Genomic DNA, 26,995 nt, shown 5'->3' on the forward strand with positions numbered 1-26,995 from the left:
CTTACAGGACCTTGGCCACGTGGTGCACGTCAGGCGGCGCGGCAAAGGTTTCACCGACCAGGGCGCGCCATTGCTGGAACTCGGGCGATTCGCGGAAATGGACCATATGGTCGTCCACCGTCTCCCATTCCACCACTAGCGTGTATTGTTCCGGCTGCTCGATCGAGCGGAACAGCTGCACGCCGTGGCAGCCGCGCGAGCGCAGGAACAGCGGCGTGGCCTGGCTCACGCCCTGCTCCAGTTGCTTGTCCATGCCGGGCTTGATGGTGAGTTGTGCGATTTCCTTGATCATGACGGTTTTACCAATGGAGTAGATGCCGGGGCACCGGCGGGTGTCTGCTACCTTAGCACGATCGCGGGGCCACATGCCTGCTGCAAGCATTCCGTTACACGCGGCGGTTAGCATCGTCCACCCTGCCACTACCTGCCGATAACACCATGCGAATGTCCCTGCGCAAGCGCCACCTCGCCCGGGCCGTCTTGCCCGCCCTCGCCTTGACCTGCCTGGCGGGCGCGCATGCTGCATCGCAACCATGCGGCACGCCGGCGACGTCGATCGCCGAGATCCAGGGTGCCGCGGCGGCGTCGCCGCTCGCGGGCAGCGTGGTGGAGGTAGAGGCAGTCGTCACCGCGGCCTTCAGCGGCGATGGCAGCCTGCGCGGCTTCTTCCTGCAGACCGCGGACGCGCAACGCCTGCACCGGCCCGGCGTGTCGGAAGGCCTGTTTGTTTATGCGCCACGCACCACGGCGCGCGCCGGCGACATGGTGCGCGTGTCCGGAAGGGTCGAAGAGAAATTCGGGCAGACGCAGCTGGTGCTGTCCGGTGCGCTGGCGGTGTGCGCACGCAGCATGGCGGTGACGCCGCAGACGCTGGCCTTGCCGGTCGCGGGCGAATCCGATCTTGCCGCGCGTGAAGGCATGCTGGTGCGCCTGCCCCAGACGCTGACGGTTGCCGATACCCATGAGCTTGGTCGCTATGGCACTCTGGCGCTGAGCGACGGCCGGCCCATCGCGCCGACGCAACAGGCACTGCCGGGAACGGCCGCGCGGCAAGCCGCCGCCGCCAACGCCCGCAACCGGCTGTTGCTTGACGATGGCTCGACGCGGCAGTATCCCGCCGTGGTGCCCTACCCGCCACCGCGCCTGGCCGCGGACCACCCGGTGCGGGCCGGAGACACGGTCAGCGGCGTGCAGGGCGTGCTGGAAAAACGCCACGGGCAGTGGCGCCTGCAGCCGGTGCCCGGAGCGAGCGCGCCGGTATTCCAGGCCACCAACCCGCGCCGCGGTGCCCCGCCGCGGCATCCGGCCACCACGCTGCGCGTGGCCGCCTTCAACCTGCAGAACTACTTCAATGGTGACGGCCAGGGCGGCGGTTTCGATGCCCCCGGCAACCGCGGCGCGCAGGACGCCGCGGCGCTGGCACGCCAGGAAGCCAGGCTGCTCGCCGCGCTGCGGGGACTGGATGCGGACGTGATCGGCGTGATGGAGGTAGAAAACGACGGCTACGGCCAGTACAGCGCGATCCGCCAGCTGGCCACGCGGCTGGGGCCGGACTGGCGCGTGCTCGATCCCGGCACGCCGGCGCTTGGCAGCGATGCCATCGCTGTCGGCCTGCTGTACAACGCCCGCACCGCCGTGCCCGCCGGGCGCGCGGCCACCACCTGGCTGGGCGAGCGCAGCCGCCAGCCGCTGGCCGGCACCTTCCGCGCGGCGGCTGGCGGCACGCCGGTCACGGTCGTGGTCAATCATTTCAAGTCCAAGACGTGCACCGAGGCCACCGGCGCGCAAGCCGACCAGGGTGATGGCCAGGGTTGCTGGAATCCCGCGCGCGTGCAGGCAGCCCAGGCGCTGGCCGAATGGCTGGGCACAACGCCGACGGGCGTGGCCGGCGCGGGCGTGCTGGTGATCGGCGACCTGAACAGCTATGCGATGGAAGACCCCGTGCGCGTGCTGGCGCGCCGCGGCTATGCCGACATGGTCGCGGAATTCGCCGGGAAGCCGGCGTACAGCTACGTCTACAACGGCCAGGCGGGCTATCTCGATCATGTGCTTGCCGATGCCGCCGCGGCCCGCCATGTCATGGCCGTGCATGCCTGGCATATCAATGCCGACGAGCCTCCGGCCTTCTCCTACGCCCCGGCGCCGGGTGCGCCTGCGGTGCCGGGCCACTACGCGCCCGGCCCCTACCGTTCATCGGATCACGACCCCCTGGTGGTCGACTTCGCCAGCAGCCCCCGCGCCAGGTAAAGCACCACCAGCAGGTTGGCTGCCGCCAGCGTGCCATGCAGCCAGCTGGGGTGGACCAGGGCCTCGTACAGTTCCAGCGGAATGTAGATGCCGCCGGACCACACCCCGATCCAGTTGCCCCATGCAAGCCCGCGCCAGAGCCCGTACGCTTCGGCAAAGCGCATCAGCGTATAGACCACGGCAGAGCCGCCGATTGCCCACAGGCGGGCGTTGTCGGGATGCGCAAGCAAGGACAGGAAGATGGTGGGATAGCGGCTGGCCGGATTGACATGCAGGCGCTGGATGATGGCTTCCGCGAGCGCCTGGGCGTCGCGGTGCAGCAGTGCGGCCAGGCCCAGGCCGGCCACGATCACCAGCAAGCCCTTGGCGGCCTCGAACAATGCGATACCTCTCAGCCCCATTGCGCCCTGCTTTGCCATGCGGTGTCCCCGGTCGATGCAAGAATTGCAAAGCCGGTATTGTGCAACACCGGCAGGCAATGCCGGCATTGCGTGGCGCCGGTGCGCGCTGTCAGCGCCCGTATTCGCGCTCGCGCATGGGCCCGTCGGCATCGATGCCGCCGCTGGCGGCAATGGGGCCGTCCACGGTCAGCGGGCCGGCCACGCTCAGGTCGCCCCTGACCACCATGTCGCCATGCACCGTCACCGGGCCGTTGAAGACCTTGAGATAGCCGCCGCCGTACGGCAGCCCCCGTGCGGTGGCTGGCCCGGTGAAATACGCGGCGGTGAGCGGGCCGCTGGCATAGACGTGGCCGGCGACAACCAGCTTGCCGTGCACCGTCAGCGGCCCCTGCACCTGCGCCGAACCGCCGATGGTGATCGGGCCGGATTCATGCGGCTGGGCACGCAGCGGGCCGGCCACGGCCAGCAGTGACAGCGCCCCGGCCGCCGCCAGCCGCCACCACGGCCAACGAACATCAAGGCGGAGCATTCGGTACGACATGACGTAGCCTCCGGCCGCACCGCGCCTAGCGCTGCAGCTTCTGGTAAGTGCCGATCAACTCTGCGGTGGCCAGGATATGGCCCCGCATCGCCCGCTCCAGCGCCTCCTTGTCAGGCATCCCCAGGTCCGGCAACGCCACGTCCAGCGCATACAGCTTGAAGAAGTAGCGGTGCCGCCCGATCGGCGGACACGGGCCGCCATAACCAGCGCGGTGCCAGTCGTTCAGCCCGTCGCGCGTGCCCGCGGGCAGCCCGGCCTTGCCGATATCCGCCGGCAGCGCCTCGGCATGGGACGGCAGGTTATAGAGCAGCCAGTGGACCCAGGTCATTTTCGGCGCGGCGGGGTCGGGTGCGTCGGGGTCGTCGACGATCAGCGCCAGGCTGGCCGTGCCGGGCGGCAGGCCGGTCCAGGCAAGCGGCGGGGAAATATCGGCGCCTTCGCAGGTGTGCTCTGCGGGAATCTCGCCACCCGGGGCGAATGCGGTCGATTGCAGCTGGAACGGCATACGGGCCTCGCTGGACGCACTGAGGGATGGCTCCAACTTAGGCCGGATCGGTGTCCCACGCAAGGCGTCGCCGCGCGCTATGGCGGCTGCGTCTCCAGCAGCGCCTTGAGCCGGCGCACGGCTTCGGTGGACTCGGCCTGGACGCGCTCGCGCAGCGTCAGGCGGTTGATCAGGGCAAAGAGCAGCGTAGGCGACCGGTAGCGGAATTCCCGCTCAATGCGCGTGCGTTCGGCCGACGGGGTCAGCGACGGCGTCATGGCGGGCGTAAGCCGGTAGGTGATGGTGCCGACCCTGCGCCCTTCGGCCACGCCTTCGATCGACCATGTGCGCGGCCGCTGGCTTTCGATGACGGTCCAGACCACCGCGCCACCGCGCTGCGCCACCATGAAGGTCTCGGTCACGCGCTCGCCCTGCCCCAGCGGATGGTCGGTCGCTCCCGCCACGCCGAGCGAGGCCGGATGCCACTTGGGCCAGTGCAGCGGCGTGGACACGTAGTCGAACACCTGCGCTGGCGGGCGCGCAATCACCACCTCGTCATGGATGGCGGTGCGGTCGGACCATGGCAGCGGCGCCAGCAGCATGCCCACGGTGATCGCGGCGAAGATCAGTCCCCAGAACGGTTTCCTGTGTCGAACAAGCATGGCGGCGGGACAGGATGCATCCGGGGCGCCCCCGTGCATCGTGTACGCATGGCGCGATGCTTCCAGTGTAGTGACTGGGAAGCATCGCGCCAGTCCCGCGCTGCTTAGCGGGCCTGGGATGCCGGCGCGCCCTCGGCCGCCGGCGCCGGCACGGCCGCCACCGTCTCCGGCAGCGGGCCCCAGCCGCCGCCCAGCCGGCGGATCAGCGACACCGTTGCCGCAGCGCGCAGGCCTGCCACCTGGTTGGCCTCGCGCTGCGACTGCAGCACGGTACGGTCGGCATCGATCACCGTCAGGTAATCGACCGCGCCGGCATCGTAGCGGCTACGCGAGATCCGCGCCGCGCGCCGGGCGCCGCCAAGTGCGCCGTCCAGCGCGCCGGCCTGCTGGCTGAGCCAGCGCACGTCCGCCAGGCTGTCTTCCACCTCGCGGAACGCCACCAGCACGGTCTGCCGGTAGCCGGCCACGGATTCCTCGTGCGCGGCACGGGCACCGGCGAGGTTGGCGCTGTTGCGGCCGCCATCGAACACGGTCTGTGCGATGGTGGAGCCGATCAGCGGCCCCAGCGCCCAGGTGCGCGACGACCACTTGAACAGGTTCGACAGGTCCGCCGATTCAAAGCCGAACAGCCCCGTCAGCGTGATGCGCGGGAAGAACGCCGCCTTGGCCACGCCGATGCGCGCGTTGGCCGCGGCCATCTGGCGTTCCGCCGCGGCGATGTCGGGGCGGCGCTCCAGCAGCTCGGACGGCAACCCGGCGGGAATCGCGATCGGCGCCGCGTCGAACGGGCGCGCCGGCAGCGAGAATGCCGCCGGCGGCACGCCGGTCAGCACCGCCAGCGCATGCTCCTGGTTGGCGCGGCGGCGTTCGATGCCGGCCAGGTCCGCGCGCGCGGTGCCGAGTTCAGCTTCGGCACGGGCGGGATCCAGGTCGGTGGTCTCGCCGGCGTCATAGCGCTTCTTCAGCAATGACAGCGCATCCTCGCGCAGTTTGATGGTGGCATTGAGCAGGTCGCGCTCGCTGTCCAGCGTGCGCAGCGCGAAGTACGCCTGCGCCACGTCGGCCTGCAGCGCCAGCTGCACCGAGCGGTACAGGTCCTCCGCGGCCTCGCCTTCAGCCCGGGCGGCGTTGACGCTGGACGCGACGCGGCCGAACAGGTCGAGCTCATAGCTGGCGAACGCGCGCGCCTTCAGCACCGTCTGCGGCGGCACCCGCGTGCCGTCAGGCAAGCCTTGCGAGGCCGCCGACGGCTGCGCGCGTGTCGGGTCCAGCCCCACGCTCAGTTGCGGGTACAGATCCGCCTCAGTGGCACCCGTGAAGGCCCGCGCCTGCTTCAGGCGGGCAGCGGCAATCGCCAGATCCTGGTTGGAGCTGCCAGCCGCGTCGATCAGGCGGTCCAGTTCGGCATCGCCAAAGATCTTCCACCAGTCGCCGCGATGCTGGCCTTCGGCCGGCGTCGCGGTCTTCCATTGCGCGCCTTCGGCCTGGGCGGCCTCGGCCTCCTTGAAGGCCGGCACGGTGGCCGTTTCGGGCACCTTGTAGGTCGGGGCCAGCGAGCAGCCCGCAAGGATCAGCGCTGCCGCCAGGGTCGCCAGCTTAGGCAGCCAATTTGTTGTCGAAAATGCAGGGGCATTCATGTTGATCACCATTATTCAGCCGATGCCGTCAGTTGCGCGCCCTGCTCTTGCGTGGCCGCGCGGCGCTGGCCGCGCGTGGCCAGCAGGCGCAGCGCCACATAGAACACCGGCGTCAGGAACAGCCCGAAGAAGGTCACGCCGAGCATGCCCGCGAACACTGCCACGCCCATGGCATGGCGCATCTCGGAGCCGGCGCCGGTGGAGATCACCAGCGGCACCACGCCCATGATGAAAGCGAACGAGGTCATCAGGATCGGGCGCAGGCGCAGGCGGCTGGCTTCGATCGCGGCCTGCACCACGGTGCGGCCGTGATGCTCCAGTTCGCGCGCAAACTCCACGATCAGGATCGCGTTCTTCGCTGACAAGCCCACCAGCACGATGAAGCCGATCTGCGTGAAGATGTTGTTGTCGCCCTGCGTCAGCCACACCCCGGTCATCGCCGCCAGCAGGCTCATCGGCACGATCAGGATCACCGCCAGCGGCAGCGTCAGGCTTTCGTACTGGGCAGCCAGCACCAGGAACACCAGCAGCACGCACAGCGGGAAGATCCACACCCCCGCATTGCCGGCCAGGATGTCCTGGTAGGTCAGCTCGGTCCATTCGAACTTCATGCCCTTGGGCAGGGTCTCGGCGGCAATGCGCTCGGCCGCGGCCTGGGCCTGGCCCGACGAGAACCCGGGCGCGGGCCCGCCGTTCATGTCGGCGGCGGTAAAGCCGTTGTAGCGCACCACGCTGTCCGGACCAAAGCCCTGCTTGACCTGCACCAGCGACGACAGCGGCACCATGTCGCCGGCGGCGTTGCGCGTCTTCAGCTGCAGGATGTCCTCGGCATGGGCGCGGAACGGCGCGTCTGCCTGCACCTTGACCTGGTAGGTCCGGCCGAACTTGTTGAAGTCGTTGACATAGGCCGAGCCCAGGTAGGTCTGCAGCGTGTCGAACACCTCGGTCACCGGCACGCCCAGCTGCTTGGCCTTGACGCGGTCCAGCTTGACGTCGAGCTGCGGCACGTTGACCTGGTAGTTGCTGAAGATGCCGGTCAGCTCGGGCGTGGCGCGCGCCTTGTTGGCAAACGCGTTGGTGGCCTCGAACAGCGCGTCATAGCCCAGCGCCGCACGATCCTCGATCATCAGCTTGAAACCGCCGATGGTGCCCAGGCCCTGCACAGGCGGCGGCGGGAACACCGCGATAAAGGCATCCTGAACGGCCGCGTACTTCTGGTTCAGGTCGGCCGCGATCGCCGCGCCGGACAGCTCCTTGGTCTTGCGCTCCTCGAACGGCTTGAGCGTGGCGAAGACGATGCCGGCGCTGGGGCTGTTGGTGAAGCCGTTGATCGACAGGCCCGGGAAGGCCACCGCCGATTCCACGCCCGGATGCTTGAGCGCGATATCGCTCATCTTGCGGATCACGTCCTCGGTGCGGTCCAGCGTGGCGCCGTCCGGCAGCTTGGCAAAGCCCACCAGGTACTGCTTGTCCTGCGCCGGCACAAAGCCCTTGGGCACCAGCTGGAACACGCCCCAGGTCAGCGCCAGCATCACCGCGTAGACCCCGAATACCGAGCCCTTGCGGCGGATCACGCCCTTCACCCCACGGCCATAGCTTTCAGCGCTGCGGCCGAAGAAGCGGTTGAAGCGCTTGAAGAAACCGCCGAACACGCGGTCCATCCAGCGCGACAACCAGTCCTTGGGCGCGTCATGGCTCCTGAGCAGCAGTGCCGACAGCGCCGGCGACAGCGTCAGCGAGTTGAACGCCGAGATGATGGTCGAGATCGAGATGGTCAGCGCGAACTGCTTGTAGAACTGGCCGGTCAGGCCCGTCATGAAGGCCAGCGGCACGAACACGGCGATCAGCGTCAGCGCGATGGCGATGATGGGGCCGCTGACTTCGCGCATGGCCTTGTAGGTGGCCTCCTTCGGCGTCAGCCCCTCTTCGATATTGCGCTCGACGTTTTCCACCACCACGATCGCATCATCGACCACGATACCGATGGCCAGCACCAGCCCGAACAGCGACAGCGCGTTGATCGAGAAGCCGAACGCATGCATCAGCCCGAAGGTACCGACGATCGACACCGGCACCGCCAGCAGCGGGATGATCGACGCGCGCCAGGTCTGCAGGAACAGGATCACCACCAGCACCACCAGCGCGATGGCCTCGAACAGCGTATGCGTCACCGCCTCGATGGAGTGGCGCACGAACTGCGTGGGGTCATAGACGATGCTGTAGTCGATGCCGTCCGGGAAGTTCTGCTTGAGCTCTTCCATGGTCTTGCGCACGTCATCCGAGATCTGGATGGCGTTGGAGCCCGGCGCCTGGAAGATGGGAATGGCCACCGCCGGCTTGTTGTCCAGCAGCGAGCGCAGTGCGTACTCAGACGCGCCCAGCTCGATGCGGGCAACGTCCTTCAGGTACGTGACGGCACCGTCTGCGGAAGTGCGCACGACGATATCGCCGAACTCCTCCACCGTGCTCAGGCGGCCCTGCGCATTGACCGACAGCTGCAGGTCCGCGCCCGGCAGCGCCGGCGACTGGCCGATCACGCCGGCCGCCACCTGCACGTTCTGCTCGCGGATGGCCCTGACCACGTCGCTGGTGGCGAGCTGGCGCTCGGCCATCTTCTCCGGATTGAGCCAGACGCGCATGGCGTAGTCGCCCGAGCCGAACAGCTGCACCTGGCCCACGCCCTGCAGGCGCGCCAGCCGGTCCTTGACGTTGATCACCGCGTAGTTGCGCAGGTAGGTCATGTCATAGCGGTCGTTGGGCGAGACCAGGTGGACCACCATGGTCAGGTCCGGCGAGCTCTTGACCGTGGTGATGCCCAGCCGGCGCACGTCTTCCGGCAGGCGCGGCTCGGCCTGCGAGACGCGGTTCTGCACCAGCTGCTGGGCCTTGTCCGGGTCGGTGCCCAGCTTGAAGGTCACGGTCAGCGTGAGCAGGCCGTCGCTGTTGGACTGCGAAGACATGTACAGCATGTCTTCGACGCCGTTGATCTGCTCTTCCAGCGGCGAAGCGACGGTCTCGGCAATCACCTTGGGGTTGGCGCCCGGAAACTGCGCGCGCACGACCACCGACGGCGGCACCACTTCCGGGTACTCCGAGATCGGTAGCTTGAACATCGATATGGCGCCAATCAGGAAGATCAGCACCGACAGCACCCCCGCGAAGATGGGGCGGTCGATAAAAAATTTAGAGAGATTCATCTTGGTCTCTGCAAAAACGCTCCCCTGGCGGCCCGCCATGGCGGGCACCATCAACTGCTTTGGGAGCGAAAAAAACTAGGGGCGCTGGGTGTGCGGGTTCACGTGGTTACCATAAGCGACGGAATCAAACATCGCTCAGGCCGGCTCCCTCTCCCCTCAGCGGGAGAGGGGAGCAAACCATCGGCTCGCATGACTCAGCTCACCGGCTTCACGTCGGCTTCGCCCTTCTCGCTCGCAGCCTGCTTGCGGTCAGGCGTAGTGCCGCGTGGTTCCAGTTCGCTGCGGAAGGCCATCGCCACCGGCTTGGGCTGGACCGTGTCGCCCGGCCGCACGCGCTGCAGGCCATTGACGACGATGGTCTCGCCCGGCTTCAGGCCCTTGCGCACCACGCGCAGGCCGTCATGGTTAGGCCCCAGTTCCACTTCGCGGTAGACCAGCTTGTTGGTCTTGTCGACCACCAGCACGAACTTCTTGCCCTGGTCGGTGCCGATGGCGCGGTCATTGACCAGCACCGCCGCATGCGGCGCGCCGCCGCCCAGCTTGACCTTGGCGTACAGTCCCGGCAGCAGGCGCCCGTCTTCGTTCTGGAACACCGCGCGCACGCGGATGGTGCCGCTGCGCGGGTCCAGGCGGTTGTCGACCGACTGGATCTTGCCCTCATGCGGATTGCCGTCCTCGTTGGCCAGGCCCAGGTAGACCGGCAGGTTGGGCTGGCCACCGCCGGCACCCGGCGCGGTGTAGCGCAGGTAGCTCTGCTCGTCGATCTCGAAACTGGCATAGATCGGCGACACCGACACCACCGTGGTCAGGGCCGGCGAGCCCGTGCCCGCAGCCACCAGGTTGCCGACGGTGATCTCGGCGCGCGACACGCGCCCGGCGACCGGCGCGGTGATGCGGGTGTAGGCCAGGTTCAGGCGTGCGGTTTCCAGCTGCGCCTGGGCAGCCCGCACGTTGGCACTGGTTTCGCGGGCCGCGTTGATGCGCTCGTCGAACTCGCGCTTCGAGATCGCGTTGTCGTCCAGCAGCCGCTGGGCGCGCGTCTGTTCGCTCTGCGCATGGGCGGCGCGCACCTGCGCCGCGCCCAGCGCGGCGTCGGCACGGGCGACTTCCGCGGCATAAGGACGCGGGTCAATCGTGAAGAGCGGGTCGCCCTTCTTCACCAGCGCGCCCTCGCGGAAGTGCACGGCGTCAATGGTGCCGCCGACGCGCGGGCGGATCTCGACGCGCTCCACGGCCTCGACCCGTCCGGAGAACTCATCCCACTCGGTGATGGTCTGGCCGACCACGGCGGCCACTTCAATCGCCGGCGCGGGCGGCGGGGTGTTGGCATGGGCTTCGCCGCCATGCCACGGGCGCAAGATCGAGCCGGCCACGCCGGCGCCCAGCACCACGACGATGGCGAGGGCAATCAAAGTACGTCGTTTCTGCTGCTGCATTTCTCAAACTCCTGGATCGGGTTTTCTTCAACCGGAAAAGCAAATGGCCGAACGCCGCCTGCCGGTCCGCGTGGGCGGACCGGGACCATGGCCAAACTGATGGTCGGACTTAGGACCGCTTGCGTGTCGCGGCGGTCCTGGCTCTGGCCGAAACAGAGCCGGCTGGCGGTTGTCTGGAGCGGCTCAGCCGGCGGGCTTGGCTCCAGGCCGGCTGGCGTTGGCGTCAGCGCGGCGTTCAGTCAGGGATGAGGTATCGTCGGCCGCGGCCAGACATCGCCGCAGGAACCGCGCACCTTCGTCGACCCATGCCTGACAGCTGTCATGGGCCTCTTCCACGCCGTCGCCGCAGGCGCCGGGCATGATCATGGCCTGGGCGGGCACACCGGCCTTGGCCAGGCGCCCGGCGAAGGCTTCGCCTTCGGCACGCAGCGCGTCGTATTCAGCCACCTGGACCAGCGTGGGCGGCAGCCCGGCCAGGCGCGAGGCCAGCGCCGGGGCGGCATACGGATGCACCGTATCCGCCGGCGTCGGCAGGTAATCGCGATAGTTGTCGGCCAGGCGCCGCAGGGTGTCCATCGGCACCTGCCCGCCGTCGAACCCCGCGCAGGACGCATGCTGCAGGCACGGGTCCGTCACCGGGCGGATCAGCCATTGCCCGCGCGGTTGCGCGGTACCGCGGTCGCGCAGCATCTGCGCCAGCGCGATCGCCAGGTTGCCCCCGGCCTCCTCGCCCACCAGCGCAAAGCGGGTCTTGTCCAGCTTCAGCCGCCGGGCATTGCGCAGCACCCACTGCACCGTGCTGTGCGCGTCCTCCGGCGCCGCCGGGAACGGATGGTCCGGCGCCAGCGAATACGCCGGCGTTACCACCACCGCCGGCACCGTGGTGGCCAGGTCCTGCACCAGATGGCATGCGTGTTCCAGGCCGCCTTCGACGAAGCCGCCGGCATGCAGGTACACCAGCCAGGGCAGCAGCGCGGCGCCCTCGGCGCCCGGCGCCGGATAGCCCGCCGGGTAGCACACCCGAACCAGGATCTCGCGCCCGTCACTGGTCACCGTATGCTCGGCCACGCGCACCTGCCCCTGCCCGGCTGCCGTGGGGGCAGAGGCGGCGCTGGCTGCATCAGGGCGTTGGCCTGGCTTCTCGGACATGGCGTTGGCGCACGGCGGAAACAATGCGCTTGAGTGTTGCGATGCAACGGATTATGGTGATTGACGAGGATGGGATAAAGCGAGAGATCGCCAATGCACTGTTCCGGGATTGGAATAATCGCAAACCGCCCCGTCATGCCACTGAAACCGCATATCCCCACGCATGACAAGGTCTTGGATTTTGTGATTCACTGCGGCTCTCGGCACGCGCGGCGGTCTGCCAGGCCGGTGCGCGCCCGATCAGAAATCCATGCCGGAACCCGCGCCCAGCCAGCGCGCAGTCCCTGTACCAGCCAGCCGGCAGACTCCCCACAACAACAACCAGCATGGCCACGTGCGTCACGAGCGCGCGCGGCACGCCGTTCGGATCTATCGTCGGAACCTCATCATGGACCGTCTCGTATCAATGCAGGCATTCACCCGGGTCGTGGACGTCGGCAGCTTTGCGCGCGCCGCGGAATCGATGGACTTGCCCAAGGCCACGCTGACCCGCCTGATCCAGAACCTGGAAACCCACCTGGGCGTCAAGCTGCTGCACCGGACCACGCGCCGCATCAGCGTGACCAACGACGGCGCGGCCTATTACGAACGGTGCGTGCGCATCCTGGCCGATGTCGAGGAAGCCGAGCAGTCGCTGACGCGGCAGAACAACTCGCCACGCGGCACGCTGTCGGTGGACACCACCGCGGGGCTGGCGCAGCTGGTGCTGGTGCCCCACCTGCACGAATTCTTCCAGGCCTACCCGGACCTGAAGCTGGACCTGACCATCAACGGCAAGCCGATCGACCTGCTGCAGGAAGGCGTGGACGTGGTGCTGCGCGTGGGCACGCCGGTCGAGGAATCCATGGTGGCCCGCCGCATCGGCCATGTACAACTGGCGTTCTACGCCTCGCCGATCTACCTGAACCGCTTCGGCACCCCGCACGACCTGGCCGAACTGGCCCAGCACAAGGCGGTCAATTTCCTGTCCAACCGCACCGGCCGTGAGATGCCGTGGCCCATGGCGCGCGGCATGGAGCGCAGCGAGGTGCTGCTGCCGTCGGCCATTTCCACCAACGATGCCGATGTCTACATGGGCTGCGCCCTGGAAGGCCACGGCGTGGCACGGGTCTCGCGCGCCATGGCCGAGCCCTATGTGGCCAGCGGCCGGCTGGTGGAGGTCATGACCGACTGGCAGACCGAAGAACTGCCGATCTCGGCGATGTATCCGCAGAACCGGCACCTGTCGGCCAAGGTGCGGGTGTTCGTCAACTGGGCAGCGGACCTGTTCTCGCGCCACCCGCACTTTGGTGCGGCACAGCAGCGGCTGGCAGCCGCAGCCTGATGGCGTGATTGGCTAGTGTCCTGTTCCGTATCTACGGAACAGGACACTAGTGCACTCAGTCTAGTGCGGCATGTAGGACAAAACCGGAAATCGGCCTGGCGCCGGCCAGCCTATACTGTTTCTTCCGAAATCATGACAAGAAGAGGAGTCCGATGAAACAAGTGCTTACCCCCCTGGCGGCCTGCATCGCCGCGACCATTGCACTGGCCGGCTGCGCCGGCTCCGGCATGAGCTCCTCGTCTGCGGCCAGCGCGTCCGGCACCAGCGCCAGCAGCAGCGCCAGGGCGGCGGCCACACTCCAGCCCAAGAGCGGCAGCAATACCGGCGGCACCGTGACCTTCCAGCAGCAGCCCGGCGGCGTGATGATGACTGCGGCGATCACCGGCCTGCCGCCCAACTCCGTGCACGGCTTCCACGTCCATGAGAAGGGCGACTGCTCCGCGCCTGACGCGATGAGCGCGGGCGGCCACTTCAACCCGACCGGCAAGCCCCACGGCCAGATGACCATGCCTGACCACCATGCCGGCGACATGAACAACGTCACCGCGGACGCCAGCGGCAACGTTCGCGTCAGCATGCTGCTGCCGGACCTGACCGTTGGCACGGGCGCCAACGGGGTGATCGGCCGCGCGGTGGTGGTACACAAGGATCCGGACGACTACAAGACGCAGCCGACCGGTAATGCGGGCGGGCGGATTGCTTGCGGGGTTGTCGCGGCTTCGTAAGTCGTAGGCTCACTACCGGCGCGTCCAGCGACTGCGGGTGGACTCCCTCTCCCGCAAGCGGGAGAGGGGGAGCAGACCGTCGGCATGGAAATTCTTCCGCGCCTCAATACCCCTTGAAATTCGCATTCACCCGCTGCCGCAGGTAGTCCCCCGCGCTGATCGGCGGATACTTGCCACCCGGCCCTTCGATCATCGCACCTCGGTTGGCCTGGCAGAAGAACGCCATGCTGTAGCGCGGGCCCATGTATTCATCCGGCGCGGGATTGCGCACGCGGTGGAAGTTCGACGGCAGCCGGTCGTCGCTCCAGCGCATCAGCATGTCGCCAATATTGCAGGTGATGACTTCCTCGTCCGGCTCGATCGGGGTCCATGCCTGCGCCTCCATCTCCTTGCCGGGGCAGACCTGCAGCCCGCCCTGGCCGGGGCGCTGGAACAGCAGCGTCAGGCAATCGAAATCCGTATGCGCGCCGGCGCGCCAGAGCTCCAGCTTGTCGCGCAGTTCGGGCGGGATCGCGTAGTAGTGCAGCAGCCGCAGCGTGCTCTGGTAGTCCGGCGCCCGCGGATCGTGCGCCTGCGTGAAGAAGTCGCTGGCAAAGCCGAGCTTGCCGGCGAAGCATGACAGCACCTTCATGCCCACCTCCCAGCATTGCGCCTCGAAGGCAAGCATGGTGGCGCGAAAGCCTTCCAGTTCGTCATCGCCGGGCCACAGCCCGGCCATGTGCGGGCGCGTGATCTGGTAGGACTCCTTCTGGTCCGGGGTGCCGGTCGAGGGGCGCACCTGCGCGCGGCTTTCCCAGCCGGCGTTGTTGGCCTTCTGCAGCGGGTATTGCGCCTTGACGGCGTCAGGCAGCGCGAAGAAGCGCTCGGTCATGGCAAAGGCTTCGCGCACGCTGGCCAGGTCGATGCCGTGGTTGGCGATCTGGAAGAAGCCGACGTCGACCGATGCCTGCCACAGTTCGTCGGCGATCTGCGCCTTGCGCCGCGCGTAGTCGGACAGGTCGATGCGGCGGATCTCGCGCTGGCGGGTTTCCGAACCGAACGCGCCCATGCGCGATTCGCGGTGGAGTTCGGCCAGGGCGTAGGCGGTGTCTGGTTGGCTCATGGTGTTCCTTGTGCAAAGCGGGTCAGGGATTGGCCCCTCGCCGGCACAGGCAGACCACCATGGCAACGCACGCCGGGACAACGCGCTCCTGAGGTCGCCTGTGCCAGCCTGCGCGATGGCGAGAGGCACGGACTTCAAGAGCAATTCCCGGCCATCCGGCGTGCGTCTGCGACGCGCCGCGCGGATGGTGAACGCTTCTACTCTTGCCCGAGGTTATGCAGGTTCCGGGCCAGGGGTTTTTGCACCGGGATCGCAGCGATTGCGCCGGGGCTTGCGCCGTGATGGCGCATGCCGGGCAACGGCTTGGTGCATGGCGCCGCGCAGCGCCCGGCACGGATCCTGCTGAAACCGCAGCGGAGTAGAAGCGTTCAGCGGCACGCCGCCCGGAAATTGCTCCCGATGATGTGCACGGTCCCCGCGCATGCCCTGGCCGCATGCCGGCGCGGCGTGGTGCCGGCGTCCTGGGAGGCCACGCTCTCCTTCCGCACCCGCGCCACCGGCCCGCGCACGCATCGTCCAGTGACATTCGTTCCGGAGAAAGACATGCGTCGCCGTTCCTTCCTGCGCGCCACTGGCGCCACCGCCCTGCTTGCCGCCGCCCCGTTCGCGGTGCCCCATGTCCGCGCGGCGGGCTCGCTGCAGAAGTTCAAGTTCAATCTCGGCTGGAAGGTGGAAGCCTCGGGCGCGGGGTTCCTGCTGGCGCACCAGCGCGGCTACTACAAGGACGCCGGGCTGGACGTCACCATCGATACCGGCAACGGCTCGGCCTCGGCCATCAGCCTGGTCGCGGGCGGCGCCTATGACTGCGCCTCGGCCGACCTCGCGGCGATGATCGAATTCAACACCACCAATCCGTCCGCCGCGCTCAAGGCGGTGGCCATCCAGTATGACCTGAATCCGAACGCGATCCTGGTGCGCAAGGGCAGCGGCATCGTCAGGCCAGCGGACCTGGCCGGCAAGTCCATCCTGGGCCAGCCGTTCAATGCCTCGCGCAAGCTGTTCCCGGTCTTCGCCAGGGCACAGGGTTTCGACCCCGGCGGCGTGAAGTGGGAGAGCGTCACGCCCGATATCGGCGACACGCGCTTCGTCAAGGGCGACTTCGATGCCGCCGCCTACTTCTTCTTCACCGGCCTGGTGAACCTGAAGGCGCGCGGCATGGGGCCAGAGAGGATCACCGTGTTCCGCTTCTCGGACTACGGCATGAAGTCCTACGGCAACGGGCTGGTGGCCAACCGCAAGAGCATGACATCCGATCCGGAGGTGATGAAGGCCTTCGTCAAGGCCTCTACCCGCGGCTGGCTCGACGCCATTGCCAATCCCGCCGCGGGCGGTGCCGCGGTCAAGGCGCGCGAGCCGCTGGCCGACCAGGCGCTGGAGACTGAGCGCCTGCGCCTGATCGTCGACGGCACCATGAAGACGCCCGACACCCGGCGCGACGGCTGGGGCGCGGCCACGCCGGCACGGCTGCAGGCAACGCTGGATGAAACCGTCGGCGCCTTCGGCATCAAGGCGCCGCTGACGGTGGCGGACATCTGGACTGACCAGTTCCTGCCAGCGCCATCGGACCGCCGCCTCAAGGCGTAAGGAGAGCACGCCCGTCTCTATATCGTCCCTGGCCTGAGCGATGCGCCGGAGCCCCGTGGCGCGCCACCACTTCCCGCTCCCGGTGCGTAATTAAGCCCGCGGCCCGCGCGGCATGGCAACATGGCGGCATTGCCGTAACGATCGGACCCCGCGAGGGGCCCGACAGGACCCGCCATGCCATCGCCGACAGACGCCGCGTTCGCCCCCCACCGCCGCCTGCGTGCCAATTCGCTGCTGCTGTGCTGTGCCGCCCTGCTCGGCGGCTGCGCCTTGCCGCCGCTGGATCCCCGCACCGAATCCTTTGCGCTGACGCCCGCCGAATCCCAGGCCACTCCGCTGGGCCAGGCGGTGGCCGGCGAAGTGGCGCGCCATCCGGGCCTGAGCGGCATCCATCCGCTCGAGAATGCCTACGCTGCCTTTGCCGCGCGCGTGCATCTGGCGCGCACCGCGCAGCGCACGCTAGACGTCCAGTACTACATCTGGCGCGACGACCTGACCGGCACCCTGCTGCTGGAAACGTTGCATGAAGCCGCCGACCGCGGCGTGCGCGTGCGCCTGCTGCTTGACGACAACGGCATCGCCGGCATGGACGAATGGCTGGCGGCCATGGACGCGCATCCGCAGGTCGAGGTGCGGATATTCAACCCGTTCGTGATCCGCCACCCCAAGGCGCTCAATTTCCTGACTGATTTCCGGCGCCTGAACCGGCGCATGCACAACAAGTCCTTCACCGCCGACGGCGTCGCCACCATCATCGGCGGGCGCAATGTCGGCGACGAATACTTCGGCGCCACCGATGGCGTGCTGTTTGCCGACCTCGACGTGATCGCCATCGGGCCCGCGGCCGGCGACGTGGCGCACGATTTCGACCGCTACTGGTCCAGTGCGTCGGCCTACCCGGTGGACCGGCTGGTGCCGCCGGTCAGCGTCGAACGGCTGCAGGCGCTGGTCAGCAATGCCCGCGCAGTCGAGCAGAACCCCGCTGCCGCCGCCTACCTGGCCGCGGTGCGCGACCTGCCTGACGTGCAGCGGATGCTGGACGGCACGCTGCGGTTCCAGTGGGCAAGAACGCGCATGGTCAGCGACAACCCGGCCAAGGCTCTCGGCGAGGCATCGCGCGACACCCTGGTGGCGCACCAGCTGCGTGAAATCCTGGGCGACCCGCAGCGCGAGCTTGACCTGGTCTCGCCCTACTTCGTGCCATCGACGGGCGGCACGTCCTATTTTGCCGACATGGCCAGGCGCGGCGTGGCGGTGCGCGTGCTGACCAATGCGCTGGAAGCCACCGACGTGGCCGCCGTGCATTCGGGCTATGCCAAGCGGCGCAAGGCACTGCTGGAAGCTGGCGTGGACCTGTATGAACTGCGCCGCTCGGCCGCGCCCGGCAAGAAGGAAGAGCGCGCCGGCCCCTTTGGCAGCTCGGGCTCCAGCCTGCACGCCAAGACCTTTGCCGTCGACGGCACCCGGGTCTTCGTGGGCTCGTTCAATTTCGACCCGCGCTCGGCCACGATCAACACCGAACTGGGCTTCGTCATCGACAGCCCGGATCTGGCCGGCCGGATCGAATCCACCTTCGCCAGCGTGGTGCCGCGCGCGGCCTACCAGGTCAAGCTCGATGAAACCGGCAAGCTGTACTGGCTGGAACGGCGCGACGACGAAGTCATCCGCCACGACACCGAGCCGAACACCAGCTGGTGGCGCCGGCTTGGCATCTGGTTCCTGTCGATCCTGCCGATCGAGTCGATGCTGTAGAACGGGTTCCCGGGAGCACCGCCCCTCAGATCTGGTCGAGCAGGCTGCGCACCACATCGGCCAGCCGGCCGGCGCGCTGGCGCCCCTTGGTGTCCAGCGCCATGCCGCTGCCGCCGGCCAGCGCCTTCAGGCCAAACAAGGCATCGCCCACGTCGCGCCAGGCCGGGTAATCGGCGTGGATTTTTTCCAGCGCGGCGGCACCGGCGGCCACCTGCGCGGGTGCGGGGGTGCGGCCGGCGGCCAGGTCTTCCAGTGCCGTGGCCGCGTCCAGCAAGCCTTTGCGGTTCATCTCTGTCTCCCCCTGCAAGGTCTCTTTTGTCATGGCCGCCGCATGCGGGCAGCCATGACACTGTAGCAGGCTTGCCGGGAGGGGCAACCGGGCGCCGGCAATGCAGGCCTGGCGGCGCCGGCTCAGTTGCGCCCGATATCCTGCAGGATGCGGGTCATCAGGTACAGGCGCGGCACGATCGAGTCCAGTTCGATGTACTCGTCACGGGCGTGATAGCCGAAGCCGGCCAGCCCGAAGCTTTCCACCACCGCGGGCTTGCCCGAGCGCGCGGCATAGCTGGCGTCAGTGGCGCCGCCGGTGCCTTCGGCCAGGGCCAGCGTGCGGCCGTCCAGCTCGGCGTAGATCTCCTGCGCGCGCTTGGCCAGCGCGCGGCCGCGCGCGTCGGCCACGAACGGCGGGCGGCCCTCTTCCATCGTCACCGTGGTCTGCGTCTCCGGCACCAGCTGGCCGGACTTGACCTTGTCCTGCAGCGCCACCTTCAGCTTCTCGGCGGCGCCGGCCGCGGTGGTGCGCACATCGCCGTAGGCGACAGCGCTTTCCGGGATCTGGTTGCGCACCGTGCCGGCCTGCGCCTGGGTCCAGTTCAGCTGCGAGCCCGGCACCAGGCTGGCGGTGTCGCGCGTCTGCTGCAGCTGGTGGGCGAGTTCGAGCAGCGCATTGCGGCCGCGCTCCGGCGCGGCGCCGGCGTGGGATGCTCGGCCCTTGACCTGCATCGTGGCGGTGGCGGTGCCGGAAGCGCCCAGCAGCAGCGACTCGGCCTTGACCACGTCCTTGGCCGCGGTCGGCTCGCACGACAGCACCACGTCGTGCTGCGCGGCCAGCGCGGCGATGGCTTCGCCGGAGCCGACCGAGCCGACCTCCTCGTCCGGGTTGAACAGCACCGTGATCTGCGCATAGTCGCGCCAGCCCTGGTTCTTCAGGATCTCCAGCGAGTGCAGGATCACGGCGATGCCGCCCTTGTCGTCGGCAATGCCCGGCCCGTACAGCCGGTTGCCTTCCTCGCGGATGGGCTGCGTGGCGAGGGTGTTGTCCGGATACACCGTGTCCATGTGGGCAATCAGCATGATGCGGCGCTTGCCGGTACCGGTGAAGGTGGCCTTGACCATGGTGCCCGGACCCTTGGTGACGGGCATGCGTTCAACCTTCGCGCCCAGCGCCTGCAGGCGCTTCTCGGTATAGCCGGCCATCTGCGCCAGCCCCTTCGCGTTGGCGCTGCCGGATTCGATCGACACCATCTCCTTGAGCGACTGCACCAGCGCGGGCTGGGCCGACTGCGCGGCGGACAGCAGCGCGGCATCGGGCTGGGCGGCACTGGCCAGGGTACCGGCCCCGGCAAGCGTCAGGGCGGCGGCAACGGCAACGTGGCGAACGGAAAACGGCATGGAATCTCCTCGGATTGGTCTTGTTGGTGCCATGCCCCGGCGCACGGGCGGCGCCGCGGCACAACGGCACGATGCTAGCCCTTGCCAGAACCTTAGTGGAGGATCAATATCGCCAATCCGGATGCCGATCCCGCCACGGCATCCTGCCAACTCTTCGCGCCATGCACCCGACCACGCCCCCAGGCATGCCCGCCGCCATCGCGCCGCCGTCACAGAACATCCCGCTGCATGTCCGCCTGCTATGGCTGCCGCAAGCCATGCCGGGCAGCCTGTTCACCACGCTCGACGTGCTCCGCACCGTGGCCGGCGTCGCCAGCCTGCAGCGGCCCGACGCCGCGCCCACGCTGAGCTGGCAGCTGTGCGGCAGCAACGGGCGCACGCTGGCGGCGGACCTGCCGGGGCTGGTGTCCTCCACCCGGCGCGCACGGGCCGCGGACCGCCGCACGCTGCTGGTGATCCCGGCCCTGCTGGCCAGCAATGCGCTGCAGCTGGGCGAGATCGTGAAGCGCGATGCCGCGGCGCTGCGCCTGGTGGAACGCCATGCGCAGGCCGGCGGCTGGATCGCGGCGTGTTCGTCGGGGATGGTCTTTCCGCTGCAGCTGGGGCTGCTCGACGGCGCCAGGACCGGCGCGCCGTGGATGTACCAGAGCTGGATGATGCGCCAGTATCCGCATTGCGACCTGGGCAGCGACCAGGCCATGAGCGTGCACCAGCGTGTGTTCTCGTGCGTGGCGCCGGCGCTGCAGGTGGAATTCATGCTGCGCGTGCTGGGCCACCTGCACGACCCGGACCTGGCACAGGCGGCGTCGCGGCTGATGCTGTTCCAGCCCGAGCGCCAGCGCAGCGTGCCGGCGCTGGTGTCGCAACGCTGGCTCAGCCGCACCGCCGACAGCCCGGTGTATCGCGCCATCCAATGGCTGCAGGACCATGTGTCCGAGCCCTACAAGCTGGCCGCGGTGGCCCAGGCGGCCGCGGTCAGCGAACGCACGCTGCTGCGGCATTTCCGCCAGGTCACCGGGCTGAGCCCGCTGGACTACCTGCACACCCTGCGCGTGGAGCGCGCACGCATGCTGCTGGAAGTCACGCTGCACGGCACGCAGGGCATTGCCGAAGCCTGCGGCTACAGCGACGCCGCCGCGTTCCGGCGGCTGTTCCAGCGCACCACGGGCATGTCGATGTCAGACTATCGCGCCCGCTTTGCGCTGCGGGCGCGGCGGCGCTACTGGCGCATGGAAGATGCCGCGGTACGGCGCGGCACCGGGGAGTGACCGCGCCCAGGGCAGCGCTCAGGTGCGCAAGGCGATGTGGTTGACCACGTTCTCAACGCCCTGCACGTACCATGCGTCGCGCTCGGCCTGGCGCCGCGTGTCCTCGCTGGCGACGCAGCCTTCCAGCGTCACCACGCGGTTCTCGGTGCGCGCGCTGACCTGGCCGGCATCGATGAAGGGATCAGTCTCCAGCACCAGCATCAGTGCCTCGGTGATTTCGTCGTCGCGGTCGGCTTCGGCGGGCGCTACCACCAGCTCATTGACCACGCAGCGGCAACCGCGCGACCACCAGGCCAGCACCCCTGCCAGGCGCATGTGCGACAGGCTGATTACCTGCCCCCACAGCGTGACCACGCCGTCGTGCACTTCCACTTCAATCCAGCCGCTGCGTTCGCCCACGGCTTCGCGCATGGCCTCGGGCTTGCCCTTGACGCGCGCGCAGATCCTGCAATTGCGGAAATCGATGGCATTGAGCAGGCGCTCGCACACCGCGTCGCGCAGTTCGCCGTCGCCTACCTGCATGCCGCCATTGGCCACGCGCAGGTGATCAATCACGCTGGTTACACCGTCCACGCGCCGCACCGTCGCCGCGGCCCGGGTCTTGTCGACGATATCGGCCACCTCGCCTTCCAGGATCAGCGCGCCGTCGGAAAGCCGCAACTGGATGGTGGGATGGAGGACATGACCCTGATAAGGCACATGCGCCAAGGCTGCGCGCGCCTGCGTCAGCACCGCTTCGCTACTCTGCATTTTGTTCGCCTCGCCCGATTGGTCTGGAGATGGAAGACGCGCGCCCCTGCCTGCAGGCGCGCCTTGCGCGGCGCCGCAGGCTCCTTCACCCCCGGGGCCTGGCAACCGCTTCCTCATTATAGGAAGCGGTCCGGGAACGGCTCAGGCCTCAGGCAGCGGCCGCCTCGCGCGCGCGGGCCACTTCCTGGTTGCGCAGGATAAAGCGCTGGACCTTGCCGCTGGGGGTCTTGGGCAGCTCGGCGACGAACTCGATCTCGCGCGGGTAGGCATGGGCGGCCAGGCGCTTGCGCACGTGCTGGCGCAGCGCCTCGGCCAGTTCCGGCGCGGCGCGATATTGCGGGTCCAGCACGACAAAGGCCTTGATCAGCTCGGTGCGCTCCGGATCGGGCTTGCCGATCACCGCGGCCTCGACCACGGCCGGGTGCTCGATCAGCGCGCTTTCCACGTCGAACGGGCCCACGCGGTAGCCAGAGGTGGTGATGACGTCGTCGGCCCGGCCTATGAAGCTGATGCTGCCGTCGTCATTCAGCTCGGCGGAATCGCCGGTCAGGTAGTAGCCGCCGGCAAACCCGCTGGTGGGCGTGCCGTGATAGCCGCCGAACCAGCACATCGGCGAGCGCTTCAGGTCCAGCGCCAGCGTGCCCGGCCGGCCCGGCGGCAGTTCGCGCTGTTCATCGTCCACCACCACCACGCGGTGCCCGGGGCTGGCAAAGCCGGCCGCGCCCATGCGCACCGGATGCGCCAGCGCATGGTGGTTGCACAGCACCATGCCCAGCTCGGTCTGGCCGTAGTGGTCGTGGATGGTCACGCCCAGCTCGCTGGCGAACCAGCGGATCACTTCCGGGTTGAGCGGCTCGCCCGCGCTGCTGACCGCGCGCAGCCGCCCGCGCAGCGGGCCTGACACGGCCTCGCCCGCGGCGATCAGCAGCCGGTATGCCGTGGGCGAGCCGGCCAGGTTGGTGATGCCGTACTTGCGGATCACACGGCATGTGCTCTCCACGGTGAACGGGCCATCGTAGAAGGTGGTGGGATGGCCCAGCGCCAGCGGGCCCGTGACCGCGTAATACAGGCCATAGGCCCAGCCCGGATCGGCCAGGTTCCAGAAAGCGTCTTCCGCGCGCAGGTCGACCGCGTCGCTCATATAGCCGGCAAACGCGGCAATGGCCTTGAGCGGCACCAGCAGCGGCTTGGCCGGGCCGGTGGTGCCGGAGGTGAACATCATCAGGAAGGGGTCGTCGCCCCGGCGCGGCACCGGCTCGAACGACGCCGGCTGGCGTTCCAGTTCGGCCCAGAAGCTGAAGTCGCCGCGCACCAGGCCGCGGCCCTTGTCGCCGGCCACGGTGACAATGGCGGGACAGCCATCCACGTCATCCAGCTTGGGGCGGTTGGCGCCATCGGTGACCACAACCTTCGCGCCGGACGCATTGAGCCGGTGCTCGATGGCCTTGGGGCCGAAGGCCGTGAACAGCGGCTGGTACACCGCGCCGGCGCGCCAGGTGCCGAGAATCGTCACCAGCAGTTCCGCATTGCGCGGCAGCAGGCCCGCCACGCGGTCGCCCGGCTGCACGCCCTGCGCCTTCAGGAAGCCGGCAAACTGCGCGGACAGTGCCTGCAGCTCGGTAAAGGTCCAGCTGCGCGAATTGCCGTCTCGCCCTTCCCAGAACAGCGCGATACGGCCCGGCAGCGCGTGGCGGTCGCAGCATTCGACGCAGGCGTTCATTGCCTCCTGGCTGCCGTGCAGTTGCCGTGCCACGGCGTCGTCATAGGAAAATCCGTCGAAGGCTTGGGCGTAGTCGCGCATGATGTCTCCTGTATTCCGGCTGGTGCCTTTTGGTAGGTGGCCGCTGCGCGCGGGGTGCCGGCGCGCAACGGCTGCCGCAAGAGTGTGCGCGAGCGCCACGGGAGCAGGCAATAACCGATTCCGCCAGCGCGGCTGACGGTTTTTGCCATCCCTGCCGTGAACCCTGACGCACCTCCGGGCACCCTTGACGCGGCACCGCCCGGCGCCGACGATACGGGCATCGCCGCCAGGAGACAGCGCATGTGCACCAACTACGCCCCGGTCCAGAGCCGGATCCTGCGCGAGATCTTCGGCGTGGAACCGCCACCGGGGCTGTACAAGGCTGAAACCTACCCGGACTACGCGGCGCCGATCGTGCGCGCCGCGGACGATGGCACGCGCAGTGGCGCTCTGGCCTCGTTCGGCATGGTGCCGCGCCCGCGCATCCCGCCCGGCGCACGGCGCTTTGACACCACCAATGCCCGCAGCGAGACCGTGGGCGAACGCCCCGCCTTTGCGCGCTACTGGCGCCAGGGCCAGCTGTGCCTGGTGCCGGCCACGGCGTTCTATGAGTTTGCGTATCCCGAAGATGCAGCGCCCGGCGGCCCGCCCGGCAAGCCGGTGCGCTGGCGCGTCTGGCTGCCCGGCGAGCCGGCCTTCGGCATTGCGGGCCTGTGGCGCAGCTGGCCGGACCAGTCGCTGTCCTTCACCATGCTGACCATCAACTCGGCCCAGCACCCGGTGATGCAGCGCTTTCACAAGCCGGGCGAGGAAAAGCGGTCAGTGGTGATCGTGCCGCGTGAACAGTGGGACGACTGGCTCGCCTGCCGCGATCCCGAGGTCGCGCGCACCTTCCTGACGCTCTGGCCCGCAGACGCCATGCGGGCCGAACCGGCGCCCAAAGTGCAGGGAGCGCCAATCCCCGACTCGGAGTAAGCGCGCCGCTATCGCCGCCCCGGCCGCAGGCGCGCTTCCCTGCAAGGCGGCTCAGAAGCGATAGGTAACGCTGCCCACCACCGTGCGGCGCGCGCCGAAGTAGCAGTCACCGCGCGCCAGGCAGGTGGTCAGGAATTGCTTGTCGAACAGGTTGCTGGCATTCAGCGAGACGCGCAGCGGGCCGTGGTCATAGGCAATCATCGCGTCGTAGAGCGTGACGCCGCCCACCCGGTTCTGGTCGGCACCGTCATAGCTGGGACCGACATAGCGCACCCCGCCGCCGGCGACAAAGCCCGGCACGCCAAACAGCTTGAAGCGATAGTTGGCCCACAGCGACGCCATGTTCGACGGCGTGCTCGCCAGCTTCTTGCCCACCTCGGCCGGCGTGCCGTCGATCACGCGCGCATCCAGGTAGGTATAGGTTGCGATCAGGTCCAGCCGGCTGGACAGCGAGGCCAGTGCCTCAACCTCGATGCCGCGCGTACGTGCCTCGCCCACCTGGACTGAATCGGGAATGCCGTTGACCACGCCGGCGGTCTTGCGGTTCTTCTCGCGCATATCGAATGCGGCAATGGTCAGCGTGGCGTTCTTGCCCCGCGGCTGGTACTTGATCCCCGCCTCCCACTGCGAACCGCGCAGCGGCTTGAAAGCCTGGTTGGCCTTGTTGAAGCCGGCCAGCCCCTGGAACGACTCGGAATAGCTGACGTACGGGTTGAGGCCGATGTCCGAGCGGTACATCAGGCCAGCACGCTTGGTAAGCTCGCTGTCGTCGCGGCTGGCCGAGGGCGTGTTGTCCTGCGCGGCGCGCGACCAGTCATAGCGCAGCCCCAGCATCAGCAGCCACTTGTTCCACGACAGCTGATCCTGCACGTACAGGCCGGTCTGCGCCTGCGTGGCGGGGTTCAGGTCGCGCGTGCCCGGCAGGGTGAAATTGCCGTAGACCGGGTTGAACACATTGAGCGGCGCGGCCGTGCCCCCCACCCCGGCGCGCCCCGTGATCTCTGAGTGCTGGTAGTCGACGCCGGTCAGCAGCGTGTGCTGGACCGGGCCGGTGCGGAAGTTGGTCTGCGCCTGGGTATCGACCGCGAACGAGTTCAGCGTGGGCTGGTTCAGGTAGACCGTGCGGCGCATCAGCGTATCGCTGCCCGGCACCCAACCGTGGCCGGCGCCGTTGAAACCGGCCGCGTAGATGCTGCGGTAGTCCACCGTGCTGTGCGAATAGCGCAGGTTCTGCCGCACCGTCACGGTGTCGTTGAACTTGTGCTGGAACTCATAGCCCACCGACGCCTGCTCGGCGTTGTAGCGGTCGAAGCCGGGCTCGCTGATAAACAGGTGATCGGGGATCTGGCCGGCCGGGTTGGCCTGCAGCGTGCCCCGCCAGGGGAAGAAGCCGACCGAGGTCCCGCTTTCATCGCGCTGGAAGTTGGCCAGCAGCGTGAGCGAGGTGTCCTGGCTCGGGCGCCACGTCAGCGAAGGCGCGATCAGGTAGCGGTTGTCCTTGACGTAGTCCACCTGCGTGTCGCTGTCGCGCGCCAGCGCCACCAGCCGGTACAGCCACTTGCCGTCCGCATCGAGCGGGCCGGTCAGGTCGGCCTGCACCTGCTTGCGGTTGTAGTTGCCGAACTGCACCCCGATCTCGCGCGCCGCCTCAGCCTGCGGGCGTTTGCTGACCAGGTTCAGGATGCCGCCGACCGCGCCCTGCCCGAACAGCATCGACGACGGCCCGCGCAGCACGTCGATGCGTTCCAGCGCGTAAACATCGGGCCGCACGTTGTTGTAGAAGCCGACCTGGTTCAGCAGGCCGTCGCGGTACTGCGTGAACTCGGTGCCCCGGAACCGGCCCCAGTCGCCGCGGGCGTCGTTGCCGAACGGCCCGGCATAGACGCCGGCGCTGTAGCCGATGGCCTGCTGCACGCTCTGCGCGCCTTGCGCCTCCATCCGGTCGCGCGTGATGACGGTGATCGACTGGGGCGTCTCCATCACCGGGGTGTCGGTCTTGGTGGCGGTGGCGCTGCGTTTTGCCACGAAGCCATGAACCGGGCCGGTGGCGGTTTCGTCGTCGCTGCCGGCGCGGATCGTGACGGCCGGCAGTTCTGCCGCGGCACTGGCCGTTGCCGGCGCAGGCACTTCGCCGGATTGGGCAAACACGCCACCGGCCTGCAGGCTCAATACAAGGGTGGTCAGCGAAAGGCCGCGCGGGGTGACAAGCGCGGGGCGGGCAAAGCGCGGCTTTGCCTGCTTGGTCGGGTGGAAATACATCACTCAGGGATCGGAAGGTAGCTACCCCGCAGGCGCGGCGTGGCAAGTGGAAAATTCTGATTACGAATGCGAATAATTCGTAATTACAAC

Annotated in this window: 22 protein-coding genes; 7 read left to right on the forward strand and 15 right to left on the reverse strand. The window is 68.4% G+C overall.

The annotated features are described in order from the left end of the window. Position 1 precedes the first annotated feature (1 nt). Positions 2-292: an antibiotic biosynthesis monooxygenase family protein gene (locus AC3WQZ_RS14075; RefSeq protein ID WP_010812465.1), complete on the reverse strand. Its 291-nt coding sequence runs from the start codon at positions 290-292 to the stop codon at positions 2-4. Positions 293-438: 146 nt separating this feature from the next. On the opposite strand from AC3WQZ_RS14075, the gene AC3WQZ_RS14080 reads away from it, so the two are divergent. Next, positions 439-2,247, forward strand: coding sequence for an ExeM/NucH family extracellular endonuclease (locus AC3WQZ_RS14080; protein ID WP_492297872.1), 1,809 nt, complete (start codon positions 439-441; stop codon positions 2,245-2,247). Here AC3WQZ_RS14080 and AC3WQZ_RS14085 read toward each other — a convergent pair. The 8 genes from AC3WQZ_RS14085 to AC3WQZ_RS14120 form a co-directional block, all read right to left on the reverse strand. Beyond that, positions 2,199-2,666 carry a DUF2127 domain-containing protein gene (locus tag AC3WQZ_RS14085; RefSeq protein ID WP_011617021.1) on the reverse strand — a complete coding sequence of 156 codons (468 nt, stop codon included), beginning with the start codon at positions 2,664-2,666 and terminating at the stop codon, positions 2,199-2,201. The two genes, AC3WQZ_RS14080 and AC3WQZ_RS14085, sit on opposite strands and share 49 nt — an antisense overlap. Positions 2,667-2,757: 91 nt before the next feature. Further along, complete coding sequence (locus tag AC3WQZ_RS14090; protein ID WP_011617020.1) at positions 2,758-3,189, reverse strand: hypothetical protein; 432 nt, start codon at positions 3,187-3,189, stop codon at positions 2,758-2,760. Between the two features lie 25 nt (positions 3,190-3,214). Continuing rightward, on the reverse strand, positions 3,215-3,694 hold the full coding sequence (locus tag AC3WQZ_RS14095) for a YbhB/YbcL family Raf kinase inhibitor-like protein (RefSeq protein WP_010812461.1): 480 nt from the start codon (positions 3,692-3,694) through the stop codon (positions 3,215-3,217). 77 nt (positions 3,695-3,771) lie between these two features. Then, positions 3,772-4,335, reverse strand: a complete 564-nt coding sequence (locus AC3WQZ_RS14100) for an SRPBCC family protein (RefSeq protein ID WP_010812460.1) — start codon at positions 4,333-4,335, stop codon at positions 3,772-3,774. A gap of 104 nt (positions 4,336-4,439) precedes the next feature. Further along, complete coding sequence (locus AC3WQZ_RS14105) at positions 4,440-5,972, reverse strand: efflux transporter outer membrane subunit (protein WP_037025558.1); 1,533 nt, start codon at positions 5,970-5,972, stop codon at positions 4,440-4,442. Between the two features lie 11 nt (positions 5,973-5,983). Continuing rightward, positions 5,984-9,169 carry an efflux RND transporter permease subunit gene (locus tag AC3WQZ_RS14110; protein ID WP_439672648.1) on the reverse strand — a complete coding sequence of 1,062 codons (3,186 nt, stop codon included), beginning with the start codon at positions 9,167-9,169 and terminating at the stop codon, positions 5,984-5,986. 194 nt (positions 9,170-9,363) lie between these two features. Next, positions 9,364-10,605 (reverse strand): efflux RND transporter periplasmic adaptor subunit, encoded by a 1,242-nt coding sequence (locus AC3WQZ_RS14115; RefSeq protein WP_011617018.1) that lies wholly within the window; start codon positions 10,603-10,605, stop codon positions 9,364-9,366. Between the two features lie 183 nt (positions 10,606-10,788). After that, complete coding sequence (locus tag AC3WQZ_RS14120) at positions 10,789-11,754, reverse strand: alpha/beta hydrolase (protein ID WP_058697030.1); 966 nt, start codon at positions 11,752-11,754, stop codon at positions 10,789-10,791. Positions 11,755-12,142: 388 nt separating this feature from the next. Here AC3WQZ_RS14120 and AC3WQZ_RS14125 point away from each other — a divergent pair, with 388 nt between their 5' ends. Continuing rightward, positions 12,143-13,078 carry a LysR family transcriptional regulator gene (locus AC3WQZ_RS14125; protein WP_011617016.1) on the forward strand — a complete coding sequence of 312 codons (936 nt, stop codon included), beginning with the start codon at positions 12,143-12,145 and terminating at the stop codon, positions 13,076-13,078. Between the two features lie 152 nt (positions 13,079-13,230). Further along, positions 13,231-13,803, forward strand: coding sequence for a superoxide dismutase family protein (locus AC3WQZ_RS14130; protein ID WP_492300754.1), 573 nt, complete (start codon positions 13,231-13,233; stop codon positions 13,801-13,803). A gap of 103 nt (positions 13,804-13,906) precedes the next feature. On the opposite strand, the gene AC3WQZ_RS14135 is transcribed toward AC3WQZ_RS14130, so the two are convergent. Then, entirely contained in the window at positions 13,907-14,905 is a 999-nt protein-coding gene (locus tag AC3WQZ_RS14135; RefSeq protein WP_010812453.1) for an isopenicillin N synthase family dioxygenase, read from the reverse strand. 543 nt (positions 14,906-15,448) lie between these two features. Between AC3WQZ_RS14135 and AC3WQZ_RS14140 the strand changes: the two genes are divergently transcribed. Together AC3WQZ_RS14140 and AC3WQZ_RS14145 are read left to right on the forward strand one after the other, a co-directional pair. Then, entirely contained in the window at positions 15,449-16,489 is a 1,041-nt protein-coding gene (locus AC3WQZ_RS14140; RefSeq protein ID WP_041688374.1) for an ABC transporter substrate-binding protein, read from the forward strand. A 174-nt stretch (positions 16,490-16,663) separates the two neighbouring features. Further along, positions 16,664-18,241: a phospholipase D family protein gene (locus tag AC3WQZ_RS14145; protein WP_011617013.1), complete on the forward strand. Its 1,578-nt coding sequence runs from the start codon at positions 16,664-16,666 to the stop codon at positions 18,239-18,241. A 25-nt stretch (positions 18,242-18,266) separates the two neighbouring features. Here AC3WQZ_RS14145 and AC3WQZ_RS14150 read toward each other — a convergent pair whose 3' ends face one another. Further along, complete coding sequence (locus tag AC3WQZ_RS14150) at positions 18,267-18,530, reverse strand: hypothetical protein (RefSeq protein WP_010812450.1); 264 nt, start codon at positions 18,528-18,530, stop codon at positions 18,267-18,269. A gap of 122 nt (positions 18,531-18,652) precedes the next feature. Continuing rightward, on the reverse strand, positions 18,653-19,912 hold the full coding sequence (locus AC3WQZ_RS14155; RefSeq protein WP_011617012.1) for a M20/M25/M40 family metallo-hydrolase: 1,260 nt from the start codon (positions 19,910-19,912) through the stop codon (positions 18,653-18,655). A 185-nt stretch (positions 19,913-20,097) separates the two neighbouring features. Between AC3WQZ_RS14155 and AC3WQZ_RS14160 the strand changes: the two genes are divergently transcribed. Further along, entirely contained in the window at positions 20,098-21,180 is a 1,083-nt protein-coding gene (locus AC3WQZ_RS14160; RefSeq protein ID WP_010812448.1) for a GlxA family transcriptional regulator, read from the forward strand. A gap of 18 nt (positions 21,181-21,198) precedes the next feature. Here the strand turns inward: AC3WQZ_RS14160 and AC3WQZ_RS14165 are convergent, their stop codons facing one another. Together AC3WQZ_RS14165 and AC3WQZ_RS14170 are read right to left on the reverse strand one after the other, a co-directional pair. Beyond that, on the reverse strand, positions 21,199-21,930 hold the full coding sequence (locus AC3WQZ_RS14165) for a BON domain-containing protein (RefSeq protein WP_010812447.1): 732 nt from the start codon (positions 21,928-21,930) through the stop codon (positions 21,199-21,201). Between the two features lie 148 nt (positions 21,931-22,078). Beyond that, the gene (locus AC3WQZ_RS14170) at positions 22,079-23,731 is read right to left on the reverse strand and encodes an AMP-binding protein (protein ID WP_492300756.1); all 1,653 of its coding nucleotides are present in this window, start codon (positions 23,729-23,731) and stop codon (positions 22,079-22,081) included. Between the two features lie 240 nt (positions 23,732-23,971). On the opposite strand from AC3WQZ_RS14170, the gene AC3WQZ_RS14175 reads away from it, so the two are divergent. Next, positions 23,972-24,646: an SOS response-associated peptidase gene (locus AC3WQZ_RS14175; protein WP_010812445.1), complete on the forward strand. Its 675-nt coding sequence runs from the start codon at positions 23,972-23,974 to the stop codon at positions 24,644-24,646. Between the two features lie 51 nt (positions 24,647-24,697). Here the strand turns inward: AC3WQZ_RS14175 and AC3WQZ_RS14180 are convergent, their stop codons facing one another. Further along, positions 24,698-26,905 carry a TonB-dependent siderophore receptor gene (locus AC3WQZ_RS14180; protein WP_058697025.1) on the reverse strand — a complete coding sequence of 736 codons (2,208 nt, stop codon included), beginning with the start codon at positions 26,903-26,905 and terminating at the stop codon, positions 24,698-24,700. Between the last annotated feature and the right edge of the window lie 90 nt (positions 26,906-26,995).

The organism is Cupriavidus sp. FW305-26, from assembly GCF_058787975.1.